General features: G+C 59.5%; 10 protein-coding genes and 2 pseudogenes. 4 read left to right on the top strand and 8 right to left on the bottom strand.

Going from position 1 to position 23,911, the window contains the following annotated elements; genetic code table 11:
• Positions 1-39: 39 nt before the first annotated feature.
• From INF77_RS07800 to INF77_RS07770, 8 genes and pseudogenes are all read right to left on the bottom strand, one after another.
• Positions 40-315, bottom strand: coding sequence for a hypothetical protein (locus INF77_RS07800; RefSeq protein WP_126818377.1), 276 nt, complete (start codon positions 313-315; stop codon positions 40-42).
• Entirely contained in the window at positions 305-10,570 is a 10,266-nt protein-coding gene (locus INF77_RS07795) for a hemagglutinin repeat-containing protein (protein ID WP_370552750.1), read from the bottom strand. Before INF77_RS07795 ends, INF77_RS07800 begins: the two co-directional genes overlap by 11 nt.
• Positions 10,571-11,371: 801 nt before the next feature.
• Positions 11,372-12,100, bottom strand: a pseudogene (locus INF77_RS23445) (filamentous hemagglutinin N-terminal domain-containing protein); the annotation flags it as partial.
• 95 nt (positions 12,101-12,195) lie between these two features.
• A pseudogene (locus tag INF77_RS07790) lies at positions 12,196-13,893 on the bottom strand (ShlB/FhaC/HecB family hemolysin secretion/activation protein).
• 182 nt (positions 13,894-14,075) lie between these two features.
• Positions 14,076-15,029: a GlxA family transcriptional regulator gene (locus INF77_RS07785; RefSeq protein WP_193531951.1), complete on the bottom strand. Its 954-nt coding sequence runs from the start codon at positions 15,027-15,029 to the stop codon at positions 14,076-14,078.
• 26 nt (positions 15,030-15,055) lie between these two features.
• Positions 15,056-15,835, bottom strand: coding sequence for an MBL fold metallo-hydrolase (locus tag INF77_RS07780; RefSeq protein WP_193531950.1), 780 nt, complete (start codon positions 15,833-15,835; stop codon positions 15,056-15,058).
• A gap of 122 nt (positions 15,836-15,957) precedes the next feature.
• Positions 15,958-16,758 (bottom strand): lipoprotein NlpA, encoded by an 801-nt coding sequence (gene nlpA, locus INF77_RS07775; protein WP_193531949.1) that lies wholly within the window; start codon positions 16,756-16,758, stop codon positions 15,958-15,960.
• Between the two features lie 147 nt (positions 16,759-16,905).
• Positions 16,906-17,325: a GNAT family N-acetyltransferase gene (locus INF77_RS07770; RefSeq protein WP_059357161.1), complete on the bottom strand. Its 420-nt coding sequence runs from the start codon at positions 17,323-17,325 to the stop codon at positions 16,906-16,908.
• 186 nt (positions 17,326-17,511) lie between these two features.
• Between INF77_RS07770 and INF77_RS07765 the strand changes: the two genes are divergently transcribed.
• The 4 genes from INF77_RS07765 (at position 17,512) to INF77_RS07750 (ending at position 23,825) form a co-directional block, all read left to right on the top strand.
• Positions 17,512-18,081, top strand: a complete 570-nt coding sequence (locus tag INF77_RS07765) for a TetR/AcrR family transcriptional regulator (RefSeq protein ID WP_193531948.1) — start codon at positions 17,512-17,514, stop codon at positions 18,079-18,081.
• 148 nt (positions 18,082-18,229) lie between these two features.
• Positions 18,230-19,351: an efflux RND transporter periplasmic adaptor subunit gene (locus INF77_RS07760; protein ID WP_045260816.1), complete on the top strand. Its 1,122-nt coding sequence runs from the start codon at positions 18,230-18,232 to the stop codon at positions 19,349-19,351.
• Entirely contained in the window at positions 19,351-22,461 is a 3,111-nt protein-coding gene (locus INF77_RS07755) for an efflux RND transporter permease subunit (protein ID WP_193531947.1), read from the top strand. Before INF77_RS07760 ends, INF77_RS07755 begins: the two co-directional genes overlap by 1 nt.
• Positions 22,461-23,825, top strand: a complete 1,365-nt coding sequence (locus INF77_RS07750) for an efflux transporter outer membrane subunit (protein WP_063155225.1) — start codon at positions 22,461-22,463, stop codon at positions 23,823-23,825. Before INF77_RS07755 ends, INF77_RS07750 begins: the two co-directional genes overlap by 1 nt.
• The last annotated feature ends 86 nt before the right edge of the window (positions 23,826-23,911 follow it).

Genomic DNA, 23,911 nt, shown 5'->3' with positions numbered 1-23,911 from the left:
GCATATCAAATGTCCATACAACCCGGATGGGCCTGTCAATTAGTGGCGATCTATTGAGGATGATCTTCTCGCTTTGCGTTCATCTATCTTTGCAAAGAGCCATACTCTGGCACCTGCGGCGACGCCAACAATAGCGCTCACCACAGACAAATAACTTAATGATTTTGATGAAAAATCAATCTTTCCAGAGCTTATAAACTCGATCAGCACATTGTTTACAATAAAAATAAGTGCAAAAAAACATACGCCGTAATAAAGGGTACTAAGCAGAAAAACCAAAAACGTAGCCCGATGAAACGTCTTTTTATTTGCCATTAACTTTATCCTTAACTTTATCGCCGATTAACTCCCCTCCCAAACCACCAATCAGATCATTAACTTCCCCAGGGAAAGGTGCCAGCTCACCGAATTTACCGCCAGCCCATGAACCTAATGCTGAACCAATAAGCGATCCCGTATCTGGGCCATCAGTAAAGAATGCCCCTCCCATAGCTATGCCGACGTTTTGCCAGGTATTCCTGCCCGGAGCAAGCATTCCTCCTACGCCAGCACTAATGCTGCTTTTATAATCCCATGATTTATTTTCATTGCCAGGCTGACTCAGACTAAACCACTGGTACCCCCCGTTGGCGATTTCCGCAATCACTCCCCCGCCAACAACTTTACCCACGGATGCCGCAGGTCCTAAATACCAGGCAGCTCCGATCATTACCCCATCCTGGTAACCTTCGACAATCACTTTTGTGATGTTAGCGCCTTCAGGTAAGTCGCCTTTCGCCAGTTTATCCAGACCGGCCTGTTTTTCTTCTACAGATAAGCCCTGGCTTTCAGCATATTGATTCCATGACCCCACGGCGTTCATGTAGTTATCAAGGCCGGAGGGGAGCGGAATGGAGGTTGCATTATTCTCAGCCGCGTTCTTTCCCCCTTGCGCCCCAGCAGCTGCCGAAGCCGTACTCCCTCCCGCCAATCCACCCGCCATCCCCGCCGATACGGAAGCCAGCGTAACGATCGTCTGCTTTTGATCTTCACTCAGTTTCGACAGGTCTTTCACATCCGGATAGAGCAGGCTGGCTATCGCATGCGCAGCCAGCTCCCCTGACGCGGCCCCCGCAGCTCCCGCTGCAGCGCTGTTCCCCTGGAGAGCCGCCACAGCGCCGCCCAGAATAGCGTGCGCAACGGTATTGACGGTCGGATCGCCTTCGGTAGATTTGAGCATATGCGCCAGCTCCGGTGCCGATGCCCCCGCCAGCGCACCGGCAATATTGCCGCCCGCCAGTCCCTGAAGCGCTGCCGTGGCCGCCTGGATACCACGCTGCAGATCGCTGCCGGTTCCGTACTTCACCATCTCTTCTTTGTATGCCTGGGTATTACGCAGCTTCGCAAGATAGTTCTGGCGCTGTTCCTCTGTCGCATTTGCGGGAAGCGTCTCACCGGATGCTTTCTGTGCCGCCTTCAGCCCGTTCAGGTCACCCTGCGTCCTGGCAATATCCGCCACCTGGCTGCCAATGTCGCTGATCATCCCAACTGCGTTCAGACGGTTCTGCTCTTTCTCCTTGTCGAAGATCGGGCTGATGCTGTCGTTAGCATGTTCGGTATCGCGGCTCAGATCGGCCACGTCCTGCTTCTGGTTTGCCTTATCGCGGATGGTGAGGGAGCCCTCCGCCACAGCGGCCTGCGTGGTGCCTTCCTTATGGCCTTTATTACCCGCAGCGGAGATCATGCCGCCCGGCAGGTTGCCCTGGAATTTATCCCCGAAGCTGCCGCCGCCGCTCAGGCTGATACCGGAGTGCGAGGTTTTAAAGTCCGCCTCGTTGTGGATATCGCTGAAGCCCAGCGTCCCGGTGTCGAGGCTGTTTTTGTCAGGCGTGGCGGTAGAGGCGATAACCGCGCCATCAAGCTGGGTGTGATGTCCCACGGTGATGTCGAATCCTCCGTCCCCGGCATACAGCCCGGTCTGTTCGGCCACCGAATCAAAGCGGCTCTTCATCTTATCCTGACTGGCGTTGATATAGCCTGAACCGGACATGGTGCCGAAGGTGAAACTGCCCCCCGCCGCAACGCTGGTCTGCTTGCTGTCGTAGTCGCTGTTGTTCTGCTGGCTGCGCATCAGCAGGTCGTGACCGACATCTGCCACGATTTTATCGCCGTTAACCTGGGCCCCGTTGAGCACGGTGTCGTGCCCGCTTTTAAGGGTGACGGTTTTGCCGCTGTCGATGGTGGTTTCGGTCCAGTCGGTCCCGTTGCCTTTATCCTTGCCGTGCGCGGCGTTGACGTTGGCAAATACGCTGATACCTGCGCCGCTACCTCCTGCACCGATGCTCACGCCGATACCGCCACCGCTGCTGCTGTTCTTGCCGCTGGTTTTTTGGGTATTCGCCGCGCCGGACAGCAGAATGTCGTTCTGTGCATCCAGCGTGGTGTCGCCCCCGGCTTTCAGCTGGCTGCCCGCAATCACGATGTCGCCGCTGTTCGCGCCGTTGTTTTTACCGTTCGCGGTGATGGAGAGATTGTTGCCTGCGTTCAGCGTGCTGCCTGCCACCGCATCACTCTCAGCGTGCTGCTGTGATTTCGACTTCTGGGTCGTCAGCGAGAGGCTCACACCCATTGCGTTCGGGTCGCCGGTGGTTGCCGCCATATCCGCTGCCTGCCCGGCCTGCACGCCGGACAGCACCGTTTTGGTGGCCTGAAGGGCTTTCAGACGGCCGTCACTCTGCTCTTTGGTCTCCTGCGCCGCGCTCACGGCATTGTTTATAGCGCTACCGACGGTGCCAGAGAGCGCCACGGTTAGCCCGCTTTTCTTCTGCTCAAAGGTTTCATCCCGGGTGCGCTTGTCATGCCCCGGTTCGATGATGACGCTGTCGCCGCTGAGGCTTAAATCCTTCCCGGCGATAAGATCCGCGCCGCCAATGTGGGCCTGGTTTCCGGCAGAAATCGCGACGTTACCGCCCGTCGAACCCACCGTACTGAAGCTCTGGCTCTGGGTGGTGCCCTTCTCACGGAGATCGTGCGTGCTTTTGCTGCTGCCGATGGTGAAGCCAATCCCGCCCGAGCCCATCAGACCGGATTTTTTCTCTTCCTTAAAGCGCCAGGAGGTGTCGCTGTTGGTGGCCGCCACGATATCGACGTTGTTGCCCGCCTTAAGCTGCACATCGCCATCGCCCGCCACGGCGGAACCGTTCACCAGAAGGTTATTGCCCGCCACCACCAGCACGTTGTCACCGCTCAGCAAAGAGCCGGATTCACGCGTCGCGCTGTTCTCCTCGATGGTGTGAGTGGTTTTCTTGCTCAGGAAACCTTTCTTGGTTTTAGTCTCCTCTTTGTAGTGATAATCGCTTTCGGTTGCGGTATCGAGACTGACGTCGCGGCCTGCCACCACGCCGATATCGCCCTTCGCCGTCACCTGCGCGGCTTCGGTGGTGACATCGCGCCCTGCGAGGATCTGCGTATTCGCCCCGCTGGCGATCTCGGTTCCCTGCTGACGTACCGACTCGTTAATAACGGTTTTCTTGCCTGACCTATAGCTGTCGCCCTGTGTGGTCTCTTCCGCAGCCAGATTCACGTCGCGACCCGCCTGCAGCCCGACGTTTTTCTCCGCCGCCAGCGCGGCGGCCTGCGCATTGATATCCTGCCCGGCCTTCAGCACCAGGTTATCGCCTGCGGAAATCGTGGTACGGTCAAGCCCGGTGCTGTGGGACTCACTTTTCCCTTTACGGCTGCTTTCGCTGGTCTGTGCCGCGTTCAGGTTGAGATCGTTGCCCGCGCTCAGCCCCGCGCTGCCGCCCGCCTTCAGGTCGCTGGCGGTCACGTCGAGGTTGTGTCCGGCATTCATCAGCAGGCTGCCGCCTGCGGTGACGTTACTACCCTGATACGTGACGGATGAGCGGCTGGTTTTCTCCCGACTGGAGCTGTACGCGTCGTTGATCTGATTCGCGTTGACGGCAATATCGCCCCACGCGTTCAGCAGCATGTCGCCGCCGGAGGCGAGGTTCGCCCCGGTCACGGTGATGTTTTTCCCCGCCTCAAGCGACAGGCCATCCTGCGCAGTAATGGACGCCGTGTTGCCCAGAAGCGTGTCTTTCAGGCCGATGTTGCTGTATTTCCCTTTGGCGTTGATATCAATCTGCTCAACCTGGGTCAGGTTGTTGATGCTGCCGTCCAGGCTCTCCAGCGCGACCGTTTTACCGCTGATGGTGGAGCTGATGTTATTGATATCGCCGATGGCGCTCAGGTTCAGGTCGCCGCCCGCTTTCATCAGTCCGCTGTTGAGGTTGCTGATGCTGTTCTGGCTGTCGAGCGTCAGGCTGTTATTCGCCAGCAGCGAGCTGCCGCTGTTGGTGATGCTGCCGCCCTTCAGGGTGACGTTGTTGCCCGCGATCACGCTGCCGTTATTGACGGTGACGTCCTTCGGCGACAGGTAGAGTTTCGGCACCATTACCGTTTCGCCGTTGACGGTGGCTTTCTCCCACCACAGCAGGCTGTGGTCGAGCGCGGCAATCTGATCGGCGGTCAGCGAGACGCCAAACTGCAGGCCCAGCGACTGCTGCGCTGCCGCGGCGTTGTCCATCAGATAGCGCATCTGATCCAGATCGGAGCCGATGCCGTTCAGGTAGCGGTTACCGGTCTGGTTGAGCACCACGTTGGAAACATAGCGGGTATCGAACGCCGCATCGCCCAGGAAGCGGTAATCGTAGTCCGGGTTCAGGTTGAGACGGCCGAGCATGTAAGACGAGCCGAGGAACTGCTTCTCGTCGGTAAACGCCAGCCGCGTCTCCTGTGGTGCAGTGGACAACGGCTTGACCCCGAGCATGGCGTTCAGATCGGCAAACAGGGCGGGATCGAGCTGCCCCAGGCCGTTTAGTTTCGGGTTGATGTTGATCAGGTACGGGCTTTTTGGGTTGTCGGAGAAGACAAAATAGCCGTTGTTGCCCGACGGCAGCGGGTAAGCGCTGGTATCGACGCGCTGGCCCTGATAATGCCCGACAGCCCCGCCCTGAGCGGTTTTAAGATCGGCGGTGGTGGCTCCGGCGTTCGCCAGTGCACCCAGTTGGCCGAGGTTGGCGTTGCCTTTCTGCGTGGTGGCAATGTTGCTGAGAGACGTGCCGGACGCGCCGCTGTTTTCCAGCGCCCCGCCGCCGTTAAGCTGCTGTAGCGCACCCTGGAGCTGATCGTTCCACTGCGGCGAATTCACCGCCACGGTGCCGGTATTGCTTAGCCCCTGTTTTTGCACTCCGCTGCCGATAGTCTGGTTACTGAGGGTGTTCAGGGACGGCGTGGAGATAACGTTGCTGACGCCGCCCGCGTTAGCGGTGGTATTGGTGTTGCTGATGTTACTGGTGAAGTTTGCGGTGACGTTGCCGCCAGCCTGGATGACGGCGCGGAATGTTTCACCATTTTCACTTTCTGTGACATGCCCATCTAATACATAGGTTACGTCATTGTCGTAGTAAGTATTGCGATGGGTTGGAGAGTAGGAGCCGGGAGAACCCCCGCCATATGAGGGGCTGACATATTTATATACAGCATATTCTGTATAAGTTCCGCTCTGATAGCTCTGATTATTCAGCGTGTTTCCTGCAAGCGTAATATTGCTATTCGCCAGGATTGCACTCGCCTGATTGTTCAACTCTGCGGCAGTGATAGTCAGGTTACGCCCTGAAGAAATACGAGCGCTTCCACCTTCAGCATTTACAACCTGTGCTGTCTGATTCAATGCATATTTACGCGTTCCATAACCTGTAATTGGTCTGTAGTAGTAATGCGTGTCCTCATACATGAAACAGGGAACTCCCCCGCATGTACCTGAACCATCATGGGTGTAAGTGCTGTAGCTATCCTGAACAAGCGTATCGATTCCGAGAACCGACGCGGGTATGTCTACAGTTGCCTGACCTACCCAGTCATAAGCAGGCGACGAACTGGTGGTTGTGGATGTTGCTAATCCGGCACGTTGATTGAGCAAATTAGCGGTTTTAACAGTAATATCACCACCCTGCGTCTCAATATTCCCCGACGTGTTTACCACCTGGCTGTTGGTATTCCCCGCCGCATCCCGCTGCATCCACAGGTTGTTCCCCGCCATAATGTCGCCGCGCTGGTTGGTGATGCTGTCGGCAAAAAGCGCCAGGTTATTCGCCGCATACAGCAGCGCGGTGTTGACGATGGAGCCCGGCGCGCTGAGGGTCAGCGAGCCGCGCGTGCCGGTGAAGCCGTCGACGGTAATATTGCTCCGGCTGGCAACGGTAATGTCGCCCCCGCCCTGCACCGAGCCCGCAGCGTTCAGCGCCACGCTGCTGCCGGAGAGGGTGCTGGCACCAGCGCCGGTAGTAATTTGTCCGTTATTGCTAAGCTGCCCGCCCGCATTGAGGTTGACAGCCTGCCCCTGCAGCACGCTGCGGTTATCGATGTCGCCACCGCTGCTGATGGTCAGGGTTCTGCCCGCCGCCACGGCGGTTTTGCTGGTAAACGCGTTCGTCAGCTGCAGCGTTAAATCACCCAGAGAGACCAGCTGACCTACGACGTCCAGCCCCTTGCTCTGCAGCCACAGGTTGCCACCGCTCAGCAGCTTGCCGCCCGCGCTCTGGGTCACCTGGTCGGCATTAATGTTCAGCTGCGCGTTGCCGAGCAGCGTGCCGCTGTTGTTCAGCTGACCGTAGTTAACTGTTAACTCTCCCGCCTGGGTGGTGCCCTGGCTGGCAAGCGTGGTGCCGGTCAGCGTGGCGCGATCGGCCACCCACGTACCGCCGTTAGTGGCGCTTGCCGCATTAAGAATAAGGTCGGTGGCCTGCAGCCAGCCGGTGCCGGTGAACTGCGGCGTGCCGAGCGTCAGGCGCACGCCGGAAAGCAGCCTGCCATCATTACGCGCCTGCGAGGAGGCGGTCACGCGCGTCTCGCCGCCGCCCTGGATCAGGCCGTAGTTAAATAATGTGGGTGTGGTCAGCGTCAGGCCATCGCGGCTGACGATTTCGCCCCCGCCGTTGTTGGTCAGCGTCCCGCTGAGAGCCAGCGTCGCGCCGTTATCGCCCTGCAGACGTCCGCCATTGGTAAGCGCCCCGGTGGTGATACCGAGCGTGCTACCCTGAATTTTGCCGTCACTGGTAACGGACGCCGACGTAACGTTCAGCGCCCCACCGGAGAGTAGGGTTCCGGATGACTGTTGGCTCACCGCGCCGGTCTGGCTGAGGGTCAGACCATTCACGCCGCTGATGGCGCCGCTGTTGCTGAGCGTGCCGCTTTTCAGCGTCAGGTTTTTCGCCGCCCACTGCCCCTGGTTCACCAGCGTGGCAGCCTGCAGCGTCGCGCTGCCCAGCGCGGTGATCTTGCTGCCTGCGGTCCCGGTGAGCGTGTCGGCCAGCGTCATCTGCAGCGCGTCGGCGCTCTGCACCGCGCCGCTGTTGGTGAGCGACTGGGCGTTAAGCAGAATGTTTTGTGCCTGCCAGCTTCCGGCGTTGGTTACCGCACCGGACGTTATTGTCAGGGTGCCCTGGGTGAGCAGCTTGCCGCCTGCGCCGTTAATAAGTTCCGGCTGCGGCGCGGCCATCGCCATGCGCGCCATCAGCCGCTGCTGCCCCTGCAGGGTCAGGCTCTGCAGGCCGGTTAAAGTGCCCTGGTTGTTAATGCTGCTCTGACCCAGCGTGAGGCTATTCCCCTGCACGGTGCCGCTGTTTTTGAGCGTGCTGCCGCCGAGCGTGACGTTATCCTCGCTGAGAAGCTGCCCGCGGTTATCCAGCGTCCGGGCGCTGATATCCACCCCGCCCTGGCTCATCAGCGAGCCTGTTGAGGTCAGCGTACCGCCTGCGTTTGCCGTCAGCGTCCCCTGGCTGAGCAGCGACCCGCCGTGCGTCCACTCGGTGGCGCGGATGTCTGCGCCGTTCCCCTGCAGCGTGCCCTGGGTGGTCAGCAGGTCTGCGTCCAGCGTCAGCATGCCGCCGGAAAGCGTGCGCGAGTTTGCCCCGGTGGTCAGCGTGGTGCCGGTGAGCGCCAGGCCGTTCGTTCCCTGCATCAGCCCGCCGTTATTGAGATCGCGAGCGTTGAGGGACAGCGTGCCGCCCATGATGCGCCCCGGGTTCGCCAGGGTATCCGCGTTGAAGGTCGTTGCGCCGCCGCTCTGCAGCAGCCCGGTATTCGTTAACGTCCCGCTGAGCGTGCCGCTGAGCCCCATCAGCCCGTTCACCGTGCCGCTGTTGCTCAGGGTGCTACCCGTCATGCCCAGCGTCGCGCCCTGTAGCGTACCGGCGTTCGTCAGCTGTCCGCCCTTCAGCGTGAAGCCGCCGCCGGAGAGCCATTTGCCGTTCAGCTCGTTGATAAAGCTATCGGCGATGGCGTTAACGGCGTTGCTGCCCTGCATCAGGCCGCTGTTGCGCAGCTCCGCTGCGCCTGCGGTCAGCGTTTTGCCCGCCGCCGTGCCGCTGTTGGTCAGCGTCGTTGCGTTAAGGGTGACATCGTCAGTGGCAACGAGATTCCCCATATTTTTCAGGGTGTTGCTCAGGCCAAGATCCAGGCTCAGCGCCTGAATATCACCCTGGTTCGTCAGGTCACTTCCCCGGAGGGTGAACCCGCCGTCCACCAGCAGCAGACCGGCGTTATCAAGCGTGGTGAGGTTTAAATCCAGGTCGCTGCCGCTCACCAGCTGTCCGGTATTCCTGTTGCTCAGCGCGCGGGTTGTCAGCGACAGCGTGTCGTTACCCTGCAGAATGCCGGAGTTGGTCAGCTGCGCGGCGTTCACCGCCAGCGCTTTCCCGGCCAGCTGGCCGTCGTTAAACAGCTGCGCCACCGTCAGCGAAAACAGGTTCTGGCTGAGCAGAGCCCCTTTGTTGTCCAGCCTGCCGGTCGCGGCAAGCGTCAGGGCATCCAGCGTCTGAACGCTGCCCTGGTTGCTCAGGTTTTCTGCGCCAAGCGTCGCGCTGCGCCCTTGCAGGCTGCCCGCATTGCTGAGAGTTTTTCCGCTCAGGGTCAGGGTCTCGCCGCCCGTCACCTGCCCCTGAGTCTGGTTCGCGAAGCTATCGCCGGACCAGGCCAGCGTGCTGCTGCCCTGAAGCAGGCCGCTGTTCTGCAGGTCGCCACGCAGGGTCAACACTTTCGCCAGCAGCTGGCCCCGGTTATCAGTGCTGCTAGCCTGCACGTCCACCGTCTGCTGGCTGAGCACCTTGCCGCTGTTGGTCAGCGCGCCGGTCACTGCCGCCGTTACGCCCGTTTCCCCCAGCGCATTACCGGTATTGATCCACTCGCCGGTGGCCAGGTTCAGGGTATTACCCTGCAGAAGCCCGGCGTTGTTTAACGTGGTGTGGTGCAGTTCGAGCGCGCCACCGGAGAGCAGCATGCCCGACTGCTGGTTGCTGAGCTGCGCCCCCGTCGCCGTCAGAGAATGGGTTCCCTGCAGCGTGCCGCCGTTGGTGATTGCCGCGCTGTTGAACCGGGCGTCAGTGCCCGCCATCAACCCGCCGTTCGTCAGGCTGGCGGCGGTCAGGGTCAGGCCGTCACGGGCAATCACCCGACCGTCGGCATCGTTGGCGGCCTGGCGGGTCAGGTTCAGCAGCAGCGCGGTGGCGCTGAGTTCGCCGCTGTTGGCAAGCGTGTCGCCGTTAAGCGTCAGCGTTCCGCTGCTGCGCAGCGCACCACGGTTAGTAATGTCTGCCACGCCAAGCGTCAGGGTATCTTCCCCCTGAACGGTGCCCTGGTTCTGCAGGCTGTTCGCCGTCATTTGCAGGTCGCTGGCCGCAATATTGCCCGCGTTGACCAGCGTGGTGCCGTTCAGCGTGATCCGCTCGTCCGCCAGCAGGCGTCCGCTGTTGCTCAGGTTGAGATAATCGCTGCTCAGACTGACGCCGTTGATTTCACCCTGGTTTGTCAGCGTGTCGCCTTTAATGCGCAGCGTACCGTCGGTGGTGATAAGCCCGCTGTTATTCAGCATCGGGATATTCAGCGTTAAATCCTGCGAACTGTAGAGCGAGCCTCCGGTCAGGTTCGCGAGCGATCCGGTCTTCAGATTGAGCAGGGTGGTTCCCTGCAGCAGGCCGCCGTTCTCCACCGACGCACCGTCCAGCGACAGGCTATCGGCCACCAGCGAACCGCGGGTGGTGATGCGGTCGGCTGCCGTCAGGGTCATGCGGTCCGCTTTTGCGACGCCGGAGTGGAGGATGTTCTGTCCGCTGAGGCCGATCGTACCGCCGGCAAGTTCCCCGCTGCTGGTCAGGTCGTTGGTCGCATTAAAATTCAGGGTGTTACCGGTGGATTTCCCGGCGTGCATCAGCGTGCCCGCGGTCACCGACAGTGCCCCTTTCGCCGCCTGGGTGCCGTTCAGCGTCGCATTCTGCGCCTGAAGTATGAGCGCCTGCCCGCTCTGCAGGCGGGCATCCCGATCGGAGATCAAATCGCTGGTGGTAACGGTTAATGCCCCCGCCGCGTCCGTCTGCCCGTTCAGGCTGGCGCTGCGGGTCGCAGTAAGCTGGACGTTGCCCTGACTGGTGGTACGGGATGCCTGACCGCTGGTCAGGGTATCGGCCTTCGCCGTCAGCGCCGTCGCGCCGGACAGGGTGCCATTTTGTTCAAGAGTGCCTGCGGTCACGTTCATCGCGCCGTCAGCCAGCAGGCTGCCGCCGTTACGCAGGGTTTGCTGCGCCGTGACGTTCGCATCGCCTTTCGCGCTCAGCGTGCCCTGCTGCTCCAGGGTATCGGCGTTTAACGCCAGCGTTCCCGCGCTCTGCAAAGTACCGTTATTGGTGACCGTCTGCCCCAGTAAAGTAATGTCGTTACCCTGAACCATGCCGCCGTTCGTAAGGTCTCGGGCGTTCACATCCAGATGGCCTTTCGCCGCCAGCTGGCCGCCGTTTGACACCCTGTCGCCGGAGAGCGCAGCGTCGCGCCCCGCGTTCACCTGTCCCAGATTACTGACGGTGCCGCCCGTCAGGCGGATATCGCCCGTGGCATCGGCCCGGCTCAGGTCGTCCAGCACCAGTTGTCCACCGCTCAGCGCCAGGTTCTCTCCTGCCGAGATCGCACTGCCCGTGGCTGACAGCGTGCCGCCGCTGGTCAGCGAGGTAAGGGTATCGCTTCCGCTGCGGGTATTGGTGAGTACGATATCCTTTCCGGCCGCCACGCTGAGCGCGCCTTTGCTGCTGATGCTGCCGCCCGTTATCTGCACTTTCCCCTCACCGGAAAGGCGCATATCCCCCTGGCTGGCGAGGGTGCTGTTATTGAGTTCCACATCCTGCGAGCTGGTTACATTCAGCGCCCCCGCGGCCTGATGGCTGCCGTTGAGGGTCACCCCCGCGCCATTCGCGGCGATCGATCCGCTGGCCACGCTGTTCGTGACCGTCAGTTTCCCGCCCGCATCAAGCTGAATATCCCCCTGGCGCGCAGTGAGGTTGCCGAGGTTTACCCCTACACCCTTCTCGCTGGAGACCAGGCGGATACGGTTGGCATACATCCCGCCGAGCGCGCCGGTATCCACGGCCACAACGGGTGCAGCCCCCTCACCGGCAATCGGCTTAACGCTTCCATCTGCGCCAACGCGGTTCGCACCTGCCGTCACCTTCAGGTCGTTCGCGTGAATCGCGGCGTTCACCTCCGTTGCGCGCGCAATAATCGACAGCGCGTCGCTCTTGCTGGCGTCCAGCCCCTGGCCTTCAACCGTGATGGCCCCTTTCGTTACATCCAGCGCCAGCAGGTTACCGTTAGCGTCAAACTGCGGTTTACCCGTGGTCAGCGTGGCGTTGGGGGTGTTGATAAACCCGCATCCGTTACAGGTGATCCCGTACGGGTTAGCCACCATGACGTTTGCCGCCTTACCGGCAACTTCCGTGTAGCCCTGCAGCTGGGAGCGGCTGGCTCCCGTGACTTCGTTGATGATGCCTTTCGCTTCCCGCCCGGCCTGCAGGTTGGGGTTGTTCTGGATAAGCCCGCCCAGCTGGGTCTGGGTTAAACGGTCGGTACCGTTGTTGAGGATAAGCCCCTCTTTGCCGACGTTGTAATCCTGGAACTGGTTATGCGAAATGCCCGCCCCGTTCGGCGTGGCGATATTGATGACCGGAACCCCGTTCCCCGCCCGATCCACCGTGGTCTGCCCGGTCGGCGTAAGCGCCGCCGCGACGGCAGGTGCCATCGGTTGCCAGACCATTAAGCCGCAGACAATCCAGCTGATCAGACACTGTGAGAAACGAACGGGTGGGTGACGGGTATCCATAGTCGTAGAGTCTCTTAAAGCATGAAGGCAATGCGCCAGTTAACGCTCACATGATCCGGGCCAAGCCAGTCGGGGTAGTGCAGCGGCGTGCCGACTGAAACCTGGCTGCTGTACCAGCGCCCTGCGCTGCTCAGCCCCACAGAGGCCCCCCATAACGTGCCGGAGGCAAAGCGGTCCTGACGGTCTTTTTCCAGCCAGCCGCCGTCAACGGCGATCGTTGCGTTCACCGCGCCAATCACCGGGAGGGTGAAGAGGGAATACCCCAGCTCGTTACGCCAGTAGCCGCCGTTATCCCCGGACAGATACTGCTCTTTAAAACCGCGCACGGAGCTTTCCCCGCCGAGCGTCAGGCGCTCGGAGCCGTAGAGCCGGTCGGGCGACCACTGGCCGTAGGCGCTGGTCAGCCACCAGGCGTTACGGGCGACGGGACGCTGGAAGCTGGCGTTCAGGCTCCATTTGCGGAATTCTGCCCGCGGCATATCGCCGGATTTACCTTCGTCGGTTTCGGCATTGAACCACGGCATGCCGTGGCTCCAGGTCGGGTTGAAGGTCGCCACACCGCCCAGCATTTTTTGCGTGTGGGTAACCCCGAGGATCAGGCTGGAGAGATTGCGCGTGCTGCTCTGAAGCGGCGCGTCGTTAAGCCAGTTACGGCTTGAACGCTGAACTACGCCTGCCGCGATACCGGTTTTCACATCCCCGTTGCGGAAAACCACCCACGACGCGTTGACGCGGTGGGTTTTGGTATCGCCCGTGGAGAGCCAGTTGAACCCCTGGTTATTGATGGTGATTCGGTAGTTGCTCCAGGCGTAGCTGTAGTCCAGCAAGCCTTAGCCAAACGGCACGCTGACGCCCGCCTGGAAATTCTGCGCATCGTACGCGCTGGCAAAATCACTGCTGCGCCCGCCGCTGACAAACCATTTATCCGCCAGCCCCAGCATATTGTTGGCGGTGAGCACGCCGTTAAGCTGGTTTTCACCGGTGCTCTTCTGCCCGCTATTATCCAGGCTTACGGATGCGCTTAAGGGAAATTCCGGTTTTGCCGTGAGATTAACAATCGAATATCTAGCCTGCGTCCCCGGCAGAATTTCAATCTGAACCGGCTCGGCGCGCAAACGGTTTATTTGCTCCATGCCCTGTTCGATGTCGCGTAAATTAAGGATGCGCCCCACCCGTCCCGGAAACGCCATTTTCAGCATCCGCGGCGTTTCACCTTCCAGGCGAATCGCTTCCAGCCGGCCTTCCAGCACAACAATATTCAGCTGACCGCCGGACAGATCCTGCTCGGTAAGAAAGGCGCGGCTGGTGATATATCCCCGGCTGATATACCAGTCGGAAATATGGGCCAGAAGCTCCGTTATTTTCGCCATATTCAGACACTGGCCCTGCCACGGCGCAACAAGTCTATGCTGGTTTTTTGGGGAGATTAAGGTCGCGCCGGAAAGCGTAATATTGTTAATGGTGAAACAAGGCCCGGAGCCGGTAACAGGCCGTGGTCTGGCGGATTCGGGAAGGGGAATACTGCGCTCCAGCTCTTCACGCTGCTGCTGGTTCTGGAGTAAAAGCTGCTGCTGTTGCTGTTGAATGGCATCGCGATCGGCTGGCGACAGCGGCGCAGCGTGAGCGCTCGCTGAAAAAAGCGCAGCCAATAAGATAGCAACGGCATAATTTACAAATGAAATTATTCTAATTTTTATTTCTGAGCTATTCATCCATGCCACAAGGTTATTTCGCAATTATAATAGTCGCAATATAAGAGCATTCTTAATGCGAGTATATGTGATTTGCGTTATGGCACATTAAAAAGAATATTATTTCAGAAAATTGCGAGCTCGATTAAGAAAATAAGAGAAATATTTAACTTACCCTTCAATGAAGAGTTAGCCGTAATAAATTAAATATGCAGGCGAAACGTTTTTCGCCATTCAGCAGGGCTCACCCCAAAGCGCGCCTTAAACTGCTGTCGCCAGGTGACGGCGGAATTAAATCCCACCAGTTCCGCCACGCTCTCAACGGGCATATTTCCGGCTTCAAGCAAAATCTGGCTGCGCCGCAGGCGTTCGGCGGTAAGCCAGTCGGCGACGCTCATCCCCGTGGCTTTAACAAAATGACGAGTCAGCGTGCGGCGGCTCATCGAAACCACCTCCGCCAGCGAGTCCAGACTATGCGGTTCGGTGATGTGCTGCTGCAGGTAGTCGATCAGGCAGTTAATACGTGCGTCACGGGTATCTTTCGGAACCGGCTGGGCGATGAACTGCGCCTGCCCGCCCTCGCGATGGGGCGGGACAATCATCCGACGGGCAATCTGGTTGGCGACGACGCTGCCAAAACGCTGGCGAATGATGTACAGACAGCAGTCCAGCGCAGCCGCGGTACCGGCAGAGGTGATGATATTGCCGTCATCCACGTAGAGGGCATTGATATCCAGCTGGACGTTCGGAAAGAGCGACTGGAAGTGATGTTCAAACTCCCAGTGGGTGGCGGCCCGTTTACCGTCGAGGATCCCCGCCCAGGCCAGCACAAACGACCCCAGACACAGGCCGACAATTTCCGCGCCGTTGTCTCTCGCCAACACCAGGCTGTCGAGCAGCGCCTGAGGCGGCCGTTCAAGGACGTGCTGCCAGTAGGGAACGACAACAATGTCGGCCTGCCCGATGGCGGTGTAATCCTGCGTGGCGTTGAGGGCAAACCCGTCTTTTGAGGTAAGAAACCCCGGCGTTTCGGCGCAGATCGTCACGTTAAAGCGCTTTTCGCCGGAGACCGAATCACCAAACAGAATGCAGGGAACGGAGTAGTGGAACGGGCTAAACCCGTCTACCGCGACAATCGCGACGTTGATTAGCGACATCTGTCTCTCCTTTCCCGTTAACGCACTCAGAATATAACGGTTTCGCCATCCTGGGGAATGCTCACCACATCGCTCACCTGGTTGGATTCGACGTACTCACGCAGCGCGCTGCGGGTCAACAGGCAGTGGTTAATCGCCTCCATGTGGCTCGCGACGATTTTAGCCTGCGGCAGCAGGAAATGAACGTTGAGCACGTCCTCCTGCCCCATAATAATGGGCCCAAAGCCGATGACGTGGGCATAACCGGCGTTCAGTACCACCACATCTGGCTGGTGTTTTTGCAGATCGGCTGCCACCTCTTCGCGCCAGATGGTATCCCCGGCAAGATAGAGCGTCTTCTCATCAGGATGACGCAGCACCACGCCACAGGCCTCGCCCAGCCGCTCCGCCAGCTCCGGCACGGCGTATGCGCGGTCGGTACCGTGCTGGCCGCCGTACGTTTTCGCAATCCGAACCTCCCCGAAGGTGGTCTCGTCGGTCATGACCGTCAGGTTGGTAAATCCCTGGCTGCGCAGCAGCGCGGCGTCACGATCGTTTTGCACGTAGATCGGTTTGTCTTTGGCGATCAGCTCTGCCGCGGTGCGATCCCAGTGATCGTCATGGGTATGGGTGACGATCACCGCGTCAGCGTCCAGCAGCGTATTGACGTCGACAGGGAGTTCGACCGTCGGGTTACGGCGTTCGGCATGCGCCGTACCGGGAAAGCCCGGATAAGCGCCTTTCGGGGCCAGCATCGGGTCGATTAAAAGGCGTTTTCCGGCGTAGGTAATCAGCAGGGTGGCATTGCGAATTTGGGTAATGTTCATGGGCTATCCTCCGGTTGGTGTGATAAGGAGAATAGCCAGCCGTCACAATTGGTGCTGTGGGTTAAAGGGCGATTACCGATGGAATCGGGCCATTTTCATCACCGCGTTTTCTGCCGGCACCTTTACCAGCCTGGCACCGCCCCGCCGTTAAAGATCGTCTCTGCCGCTTTCGCCACTTCCGGTGACTGATAGGACTGGATAAACGCCTTCACGTTCTCCGCGTCCTTATTGTCTTCGCGCGTCACCACGATGTTCACGTACGGCGAGTTTTTATCTTCAATAAAGACGCTGTCATGCACCGGCGATAGCCCGGTTTGCTGAATATAGGTAGTGCTGATGATGGCGACATCCACTTTCGGGTCATCCAGCACGCGCGGCAGCTGTGCCCCTTCCAGTTCCATGATTTTCAGCTGCTTAGGGTTGGCGGTAATATCCAGCGCCGTCGGCAGCAGCCCGGTGTCCGGCTTCAGGGTGATGAGCTTCTCTTTTTGCAGCAGCAGCAGCGCGCGGCCAAGGTTGGTCGGATCGTTTGGAATGGCGATAGTCGCCCCGTCCTTCAGGTCAGAGACGGATTTGATTTTGCGGGAATAGCCGGCCATCGGGAAAACAAAGGTGTTCGCCACGGCCACCAGCTTGTAGCCATGCGCCTTGTTATCTTCTGCAAGGAACGGGCGATGCTGGAAAACGTTGGCATCCAGCTCTCCCTGGTTAGTGGCATCGTTAGGCAACAGCGAGCCGCTGAATCCGACCAGCTCCACGTCCAGGCCATATTTTTCTTTTGCCACCTTTTTGGCGACTTCCGCCACGTCCTGTTCAGCGCCGTTGATGACGCCCACTTTTATGTGTTTGGCATAGCTGCCACTTTGATCGCACCCTGCCAGCAGCAGGCCAGCGAGAACCAGAGCACCCAATCGACGTTTCACGAGAAAGTTCCTTTTGCTGAATGTTGTAGTGACTATATCGACAACGAGGCGGAGAAATAAAAAACGAAAAAGAATCAATAAGAAGGATAAGTTATATGCGGGTATGGCCGGGTGACGCTGCGCTTACCCGGCCTACGGATTCAAAGCTTAAAGGGCTTTCGCCAGGTAATGTCGCTGCATGCCCGGATAAGGATAATCCTGCAAAGACATCTGCAGCTGGTACCCCTGTTTTTCATAGAACGGGCGCGCCTGGAAGCTGACGGTATCCACCAGCGCATGCTTGCAGCCTTTGCGTCTGGCTTCCTCTTCCGCCGTTTTGATAAGCTGGCTGCCCACGCCCGTACCCCGCACGGTGTCGCTGACCCAGAGAAAGTCGATATTCAGCCAGTCGCCTTTACGCACTCCAATGAGCCCGCCGAGCATGACGCCTTTATCGTCTCGTACATAAACGCCAATGTCGCCGCTAAAGTTTGTCAGATCGATAAACTGTCCGTTATAGGCTCTTAACCCCACAAATAGCTCTTCTTTTTCTGCGGGTGTTACATTATCTGTTATGCTCAGGTGCATATTCCTCTCCTTATTTTCCGCGCAATTTGAATATCTCACAGCTTAACCTTCATAAAAACTCCTAATTTCCTCCTTTTTTTTAATACAGAAACATTCACTCAATAACTAAATAAAAAAAGCCTTTCCAATACGCACCCCAAACGTATACTGAGAACGATCATTCTCACTTTTACACGGTAGACGACGATGAGCACAAAGCTGGAAGAACGACAAAAACAACGTCAGGACGAAATCATCACCGCCGCGCGTCGCTGCTTTCGCGCCAGCGGATTTCACGCCGCCAGCATGTCGCAAATTGCCAGTGAGGCGAAGCTTAGCGTCGGGCAAATTTACCGTTATTTCAGTAACAAAGACGCGATTATTGAAGAGATGATCCGCCGCATTATCGACTCACGCATCGAAGGGATGCAGGACAAAACGGTGGTGGAAGGGATGCCGCAGGCGCTCGCCTGGCGTCAGACGCTCAACGAAGACGACGATGCGTTGATGCTCGAAATGTCTGCCGAGGCGACCCGTAACCCGCAGGTGGCGGCCATGCTGATCGCAGCCGATGCCCGGATGTTTACCAATGCCTGTGCGCACCTGAAAAAACAATTTCCTCATCTGAGCGATGAACATATTCGCTGCTGCGTGGAAATTACCGCGGTGATGATCGAAGGCACGATTTACCGTCGACTCGCGCCTTTAAAAGTACCGCCAGAACAATTAGAGCCTATCTATCAGAATATTTTAAATATGCTTTTCTCTGCGAAGTAATCGCATGTGAATAATTAGCGGGAATAAGTAATTTCCCAACTTAACATTTTCGGCCATGCCGGAGATGCGGTATCGCTGTGCCTTTAAATAGCCTTTCTCCCTGTTGAGCCTTTAACAGGGCAGGCATCGTTCACCCTGGAAAAAGATTATGAAAACCATAACAACCTCCATCGCGGCATTACTCCTCCTGACCGGGTGCGATAATGCGCAAACATCTGCTCCCCAGCATCCTCTTCCGGATGTGGGGATTGTCACTCTCATGAGCCAGCCGGTCTCCGTCGTCAGCGAACTCACGGGCCGCACCACCGCCGCCATGAGCGCCGAAGTGCGCCCGCAGGTGGGCGGCATTATTCAGAAGAGGTTGTTCACCGAAGGCGATACCGTGAAGGCCGGACAGGCGCTGTATCAAATTGACCCTTCCAGCTACCGCGCGGCGTTTGATGAAGCCGCCGCGGCGCTGAAACAGGCCCAGGCGCTGGTGCAGGCCGACTGCCAGAAAGCCCAGCGCTATGCGCAGCTGGTGAAAGACGACGGCGTGTCGCGTCAGGACGCAGAAGACGCGAAGTCCACCTGCGCGCAGGACAAGGCCAGCGTTGAATCAAAGAAGGCCGCGCAGGAGAGCGCGCGCATTAACCTCAACTGGACCACCGTCACCGCGCCGATTGCCGGACGCATCGGCATCTCCTCCGTCACCCCCGGCGCGCTGGTCACCGCCCAGCAGGATACCGCGCTCGCCACCATTCGCGGGCTGGACAGCATGTACGTCGACTTAACCCGTTCCAGCGCCGATCTGCTGCGTTTACGCAAGCAAACCCTTGCCACCAATAGCGATACGCTAAGCGTGTCGTTAATCCTCGAAGACGGCAGCACCTACAGCGAGAAAGGCCGCCTGGCGTTAACCGAAGTGGCGGTGGATGAATCAACCGGCTCGGTCACGCTGCGCGCCGTCTTCCCGAACCCGCAGCATCAGCTCCTGCCGGGCATGTTTGTCCGCGCCAGGGTGGATGAAGGCGTCATGAGCGACGCGATCCTCGCGCCGCAGCAGGGCATCACCCGTGACGCCAAAGGCACCGCCACCGCTCTGGTGGTCAATGCCAGCAACAAGGTCGAGCAGCGTCAGCTGGAAACGGGTGACACCTACGGCGACAAATGGCTGGTGCTGAGCGGGCTGAAGGCGGGCGACAGGCTGATTGTGGAAGGTACTGACAAAGTCACCGCCGGGCAGGAAGTGAAGGCCGAAGAGATGAAAGCCAACGGAGGAAACGCCTGATGTTTTCCCGTTTCTTCGTGCGTCGCCCGGTCTTTGCCTGGGTTATCGCTATTCTTATCATGCTCGCCGGAATGCTGGCCATCCGCACGCTGCCGGTCGCGCAGTACCCGGACGTCGCGCCGCCGTCGATCAAAATCTCCGCCACCTATACCGGTGCCTCCGCGCAGACGCTGGAAAACAGCGTAACGCAGGTGATCGAGCAGCAGCTGACCGGGCTGGATAACCTGCTCTACTTCACCTCCACCAGCAGCTCGGACGGATCGGTGAGCATTACCGTCACCTTCGAGCAGGGCACTGACCCGGACACCGCTCAGGTGCAGGTGCAGAACAAAGTCCAGCAGGCGGAATCGCGCCTGCCCACCGAGGTGCAGCAGTCCGGGATCACCGTCGAAAAATCCCAGAGCAACTTCCTGCTGATCATGGGCGTGTACGATAAAACCGACACCGCCAGCAGCTCGGATATTGCCGACTGGCTGGTGAGTAATATGCAGGATCCGCTGGCGCGCGTGGAAGGCGTCGGGAGCCTGCAGGTGTTCGGGGCGGAATACGCGATGCGCATCTGGCTCGATCCGGCGAAGCTGGCATCCTACTCGCTGATGCCGTCCGACGTGCAGAACGCGATTGAAGCGCAGAACGTGCAGGTCTCCGCCGGTAAAATCGGCGCGCTGCCCTCGTCGAACGCCCAGCAGCTGACCGCCACCGTCCGAGCCCAGTCGCGCCTGCAGACGGTGGATCAGTTTAAAAACATCATTGTGAAGAGCCAGTCCAACGGCGCGGTGGTGCGCATCAGCGATGTCGCCCGCGTGGAGATGGGCAGCGAAGATTATACCGCCACCGCGAAGCTCAACGGCCACCCGGCGGCGGGTATGGCAGTCATGCTCTCACCGGGTGCGAACGCGCTCAACACTGCGACGGCGGTGAAAGACAAGATTGCCGAGTTCAAAAAGTCGATGCCGGAAGGCTACGACGTGGCCTACCCGAAGGACAGCACCGAGTTCATCAAGATCTCCGTTGAGGACGTGATTCAGACCCTGTTCGAAGCCATTGTCCTCGTGGTGGTGGTGATGTACCTGTTCCTGCAAAACATCCGCGCGACGCTGATCCCCGCGTTGGCGGTACCTGTCGTTCTGCTGGGTACCTTCGGCGTGCTGGCGCTGTTCGGCTACTCCATCAATACCCTGACGCTGTTTGCGATGGTGCTGGCGATTGGGCTTTTGGTGGATGACGCCATCGTGGTGGTGGAAAACGTCGAGCGTATTATGCGCGACGAGGGGCTGCCCGCCCGGGAAGCCACCGAGAAATCGATGGGCGAAATCTCCGGCGCGCTGGTCGCCATTGCGCTGGTGCTCTCTGCGGTATTCCTGCCGATGGCCTTCTTCGGCGGCTCCACCGGGGTGATTTACCGTCAGTTCTCGGTCACCATTATTTCGGCGATGTTCCTCTCCGTGGTGGTGGCGCTGACCCTGACGCCCGCGCTCTGCGGCTCGATTCTGAGCCACACGACGCCGCACAAAAAGGGCTTCTTCGGCGCGTTTAACCGCTTCTACAGCAGGACCGAGCGCGGTTATCAGAACAAGGTGCTGCGCGCTCTGCGCCGTTCCGGCGGCATGCTGGTCATCTACGCCCTGCTCTGCGGCGCGATGGGCTTCGCCATGCTTAAGCTGCCGGGCAGCTTCCTGCCGACGGAAGACCAGGGCGAAATCATGGTGCAGTACACCCTGCCAGCCGGCGCGACGACGGTACGTACCGCCGAAGTCAGCCGCCAGGTGCGCGAGTGGTTCCTCACCAAAGAGAAAGCCAACACCAACGTGATCTTCACCATTGAAGGCTTCAGCTTCAGCGGCAGCGGCCAGAACGCCGGGATGGCGTTTGTCTCCCTGAAGAACTGGTCAGAGCGTAAAGGCGATGCAAACACGGCTCAGGCCATCGCTCTGCGTGCCACGCAGGAACTGAGCACCATTCGCGATGCGACCATCTTTGCGATGACGCCGCCGGCGGTGGACGGCCTGGGCCAGAGCAACGGCTTTACCTTTGAACTAATGGCCAGCGGCGGCACCGACCGCGATGCGCTGCTTAAACTGCGTAACCAGCTGATTGGCGAAGCCAACCAGGACAGCTCGCTGCACGCCGTGCGCGCCAACGATCTGCCGCAGATGCCGCAGCTTCAGGTGGATATCGACAACAACAAGGCCGTGTCGCTGGGGCTGTCCCTGAGCGACGTCACCAACACCCTCTCCAGCGCCTGGGGCGGGACCTACGTGAACGACTTTATCGATCGCGGCCGTGTGAAAAAGGTCTACATCCAGGGCGACAGCGACTATCGCTCCGTGCCGTCCGATCTCAACAAATGGTATGTGCGCGGCAGCGACAGCACCATGACCCCGTTCTCCGCCTTCGCCACCACCCGCTGGGAGTATGGCCCGGAAAGCCTGGTGCGCTACAACGGCTCGGCGGCGTATGAGATACAGGGCGAAAACGCCAGCGGCGCGAGCTCCGGCACGGCGATGAGCAAAATGGAGCAGCTGGCAAACAGCCTGCCATCCGGCAGCACCTGGGCGTGGAGCGGTTTATCGTTGCAGGAAAAACTGGCGAGCGGTCAGGCAATGAGCCTTTATGCCCTTTCCATTCTCGTGGTGTTCCTGTGCCTGGCGGCGCTGTATGAGAGCTGGTCGGTGCCGATTTCGGTCATCCTGGTGATCCCGCTTGGGGTGCTGGGTGCGGCGCTTGCCGCCTCCCTGCGCGGCCTGAGTAATGACGTCTACTTCCAGGTGGCGCTGCTCACCACCATCGGCCTGTCGTCGAAGAACGCCATCCTGATTGTCGAGTTTGCCGAAGCCAAAGTCGCAGAAGGTTACTCCCTGACGCGCGCCGCCCTGCGTGCCGCCCAGACGCGTCTGCGTCCCATCATCATGACGTCGCTGGCGTTTATCGCAGGGGTGACGCCGCTGGCCGTTGCAACCGGTGCCGGTGCCAACAGCCGCGTGGCAATTGGTACCGGCATTATCGGCGGAACACTGGCTGCGACGCTGCTGGCGATCTTCTTCGTCCCTTTATTCTTTGTACTGGTGAAACGTCTGTTCTCCGGTAAACACCCGAACCGGAGGTCATAATGTTTCGTGTCACTGTTTTAGCGTTAGCCCTGCTGAGCGCAGGGTGTGTGTCGTTAGACCCTACCTATCAACGCCCGGACGCTCCCGTCCCGGCGACCTTGCCCGGCGCGCACGGCGAAGCCACCGCCGTGGTGAGCCAGTGGCAGCAGGTGATGAACGACGCGAGGCTGAAAAGCGTGGTAACGATGGCGCTGAACAGCAACCGCGACGTGCAAAAAGCGATCGCGGATATCGACGCCGCCCGCGCACAGTACGGTGAAACGCGCTCGTCCCTGTTTCCGACGGTGGACGCCGAGCTGAGCCACACCCGCAGCCGCACGCTGGCAAGCGGTGTTGCGACAAGCGACGAAGCCAACGGCGCGGTCTCCAGCTTCGAGCTGGATCTGTTTGGCCGCAACCAGAGCCTCTCCCGCGCCGCGCGTGAAACCTGGCTTGCCAGCGAGTTCACCGCGCAGAACACGCGCCTGACGATGGTTAGCGAGCTGACCACGGCCTGGGTGACGCTGGCGGCGGATAACAGCAACCTGGCGCTGGCGAAATCCACAATGGAGAGCGCGGCAAACTCGCTGAAGATTGTGAAGCGCCAGCAGGAAGTGGGCGTCGCGGCGGCTACGGACGTCAGTGAAGCGATGGCGGTTTACCAGCAGGCGCGCGCCAGCGTAGCGAGCTACCGGACGCTGGTGATGCAGGATAAAAATGCCCTCAATTTGCTGGCGGGCGATACGGTGCCGGAGAACCTGCTGCCCGGTACGCTGGAGAGCCTGAGCAACAACGCCATCACGCTGATCCCGGCGGGCGTCAGCTCCAGCGCGCTGCTGCGCCGCCCGGACATTCAGGAAGCGGAACATAACCTGCTGAGCGCCAACGCCAATATCGGCGCGGCGCGCGCCAACTTCTTCCCGACCATTTCACTGACCGCCAGCGCGGGCGTCGGCAGCGACTCGCTCTCCTCCCTGTTCAGCCACGGGATGAAGGTCTGGTCATTCGCGCCGTCCATCACCCTGCCGCTGTTCAGCGGTGGCAACAATCTGGCGCAGCTGCGTTATGCAGAAGCCGAGAAAAAAGGGTTAATTGCGACCTACGAAAAAGCCATCCAGAGCGCGTTTAAAGACGTGGCCGACGCGCTGGCGCGCCGTGAAACGCTCAGCGAGCAGCTTGATGCCCAGCGAGAATACGTGGCGGCCGAGCAAAAAACGCTGGATGTGGCAACGCGCAGCTATAAGGCGGGCGCGGGGGATTATCTGACGGTACTGACCGCGCAGCGGTCGCTGTGGTCGGCGCAGGAATCGCTGATTGCGCTGCAGCAAACCGACCTGGAGAACCGTATCACGCTGTGGCAGTCGCTGGGCGGGGGGATCCAGTAACCTTATCGGTGGGCGATTCTCATGCGCAGAAAAGAGAAAATCATACTTTCGACTGGAATCGCTACACTGAATGTAACGATATATTT

The sequence above is a fragment of the Enterobacter cloacae complex sp. P1B genome (assembly GCF_014982345.1).
GTDB lineage: Bacteria > Pseudomonadota > Gammaproteobacteria > Enterobacterales > Enterobacteriaceae > Enterobacter > Enterobacter bugandensis.
This window is presented reverse-complemented; position numbering and strand designations above follow the sequence as displayed.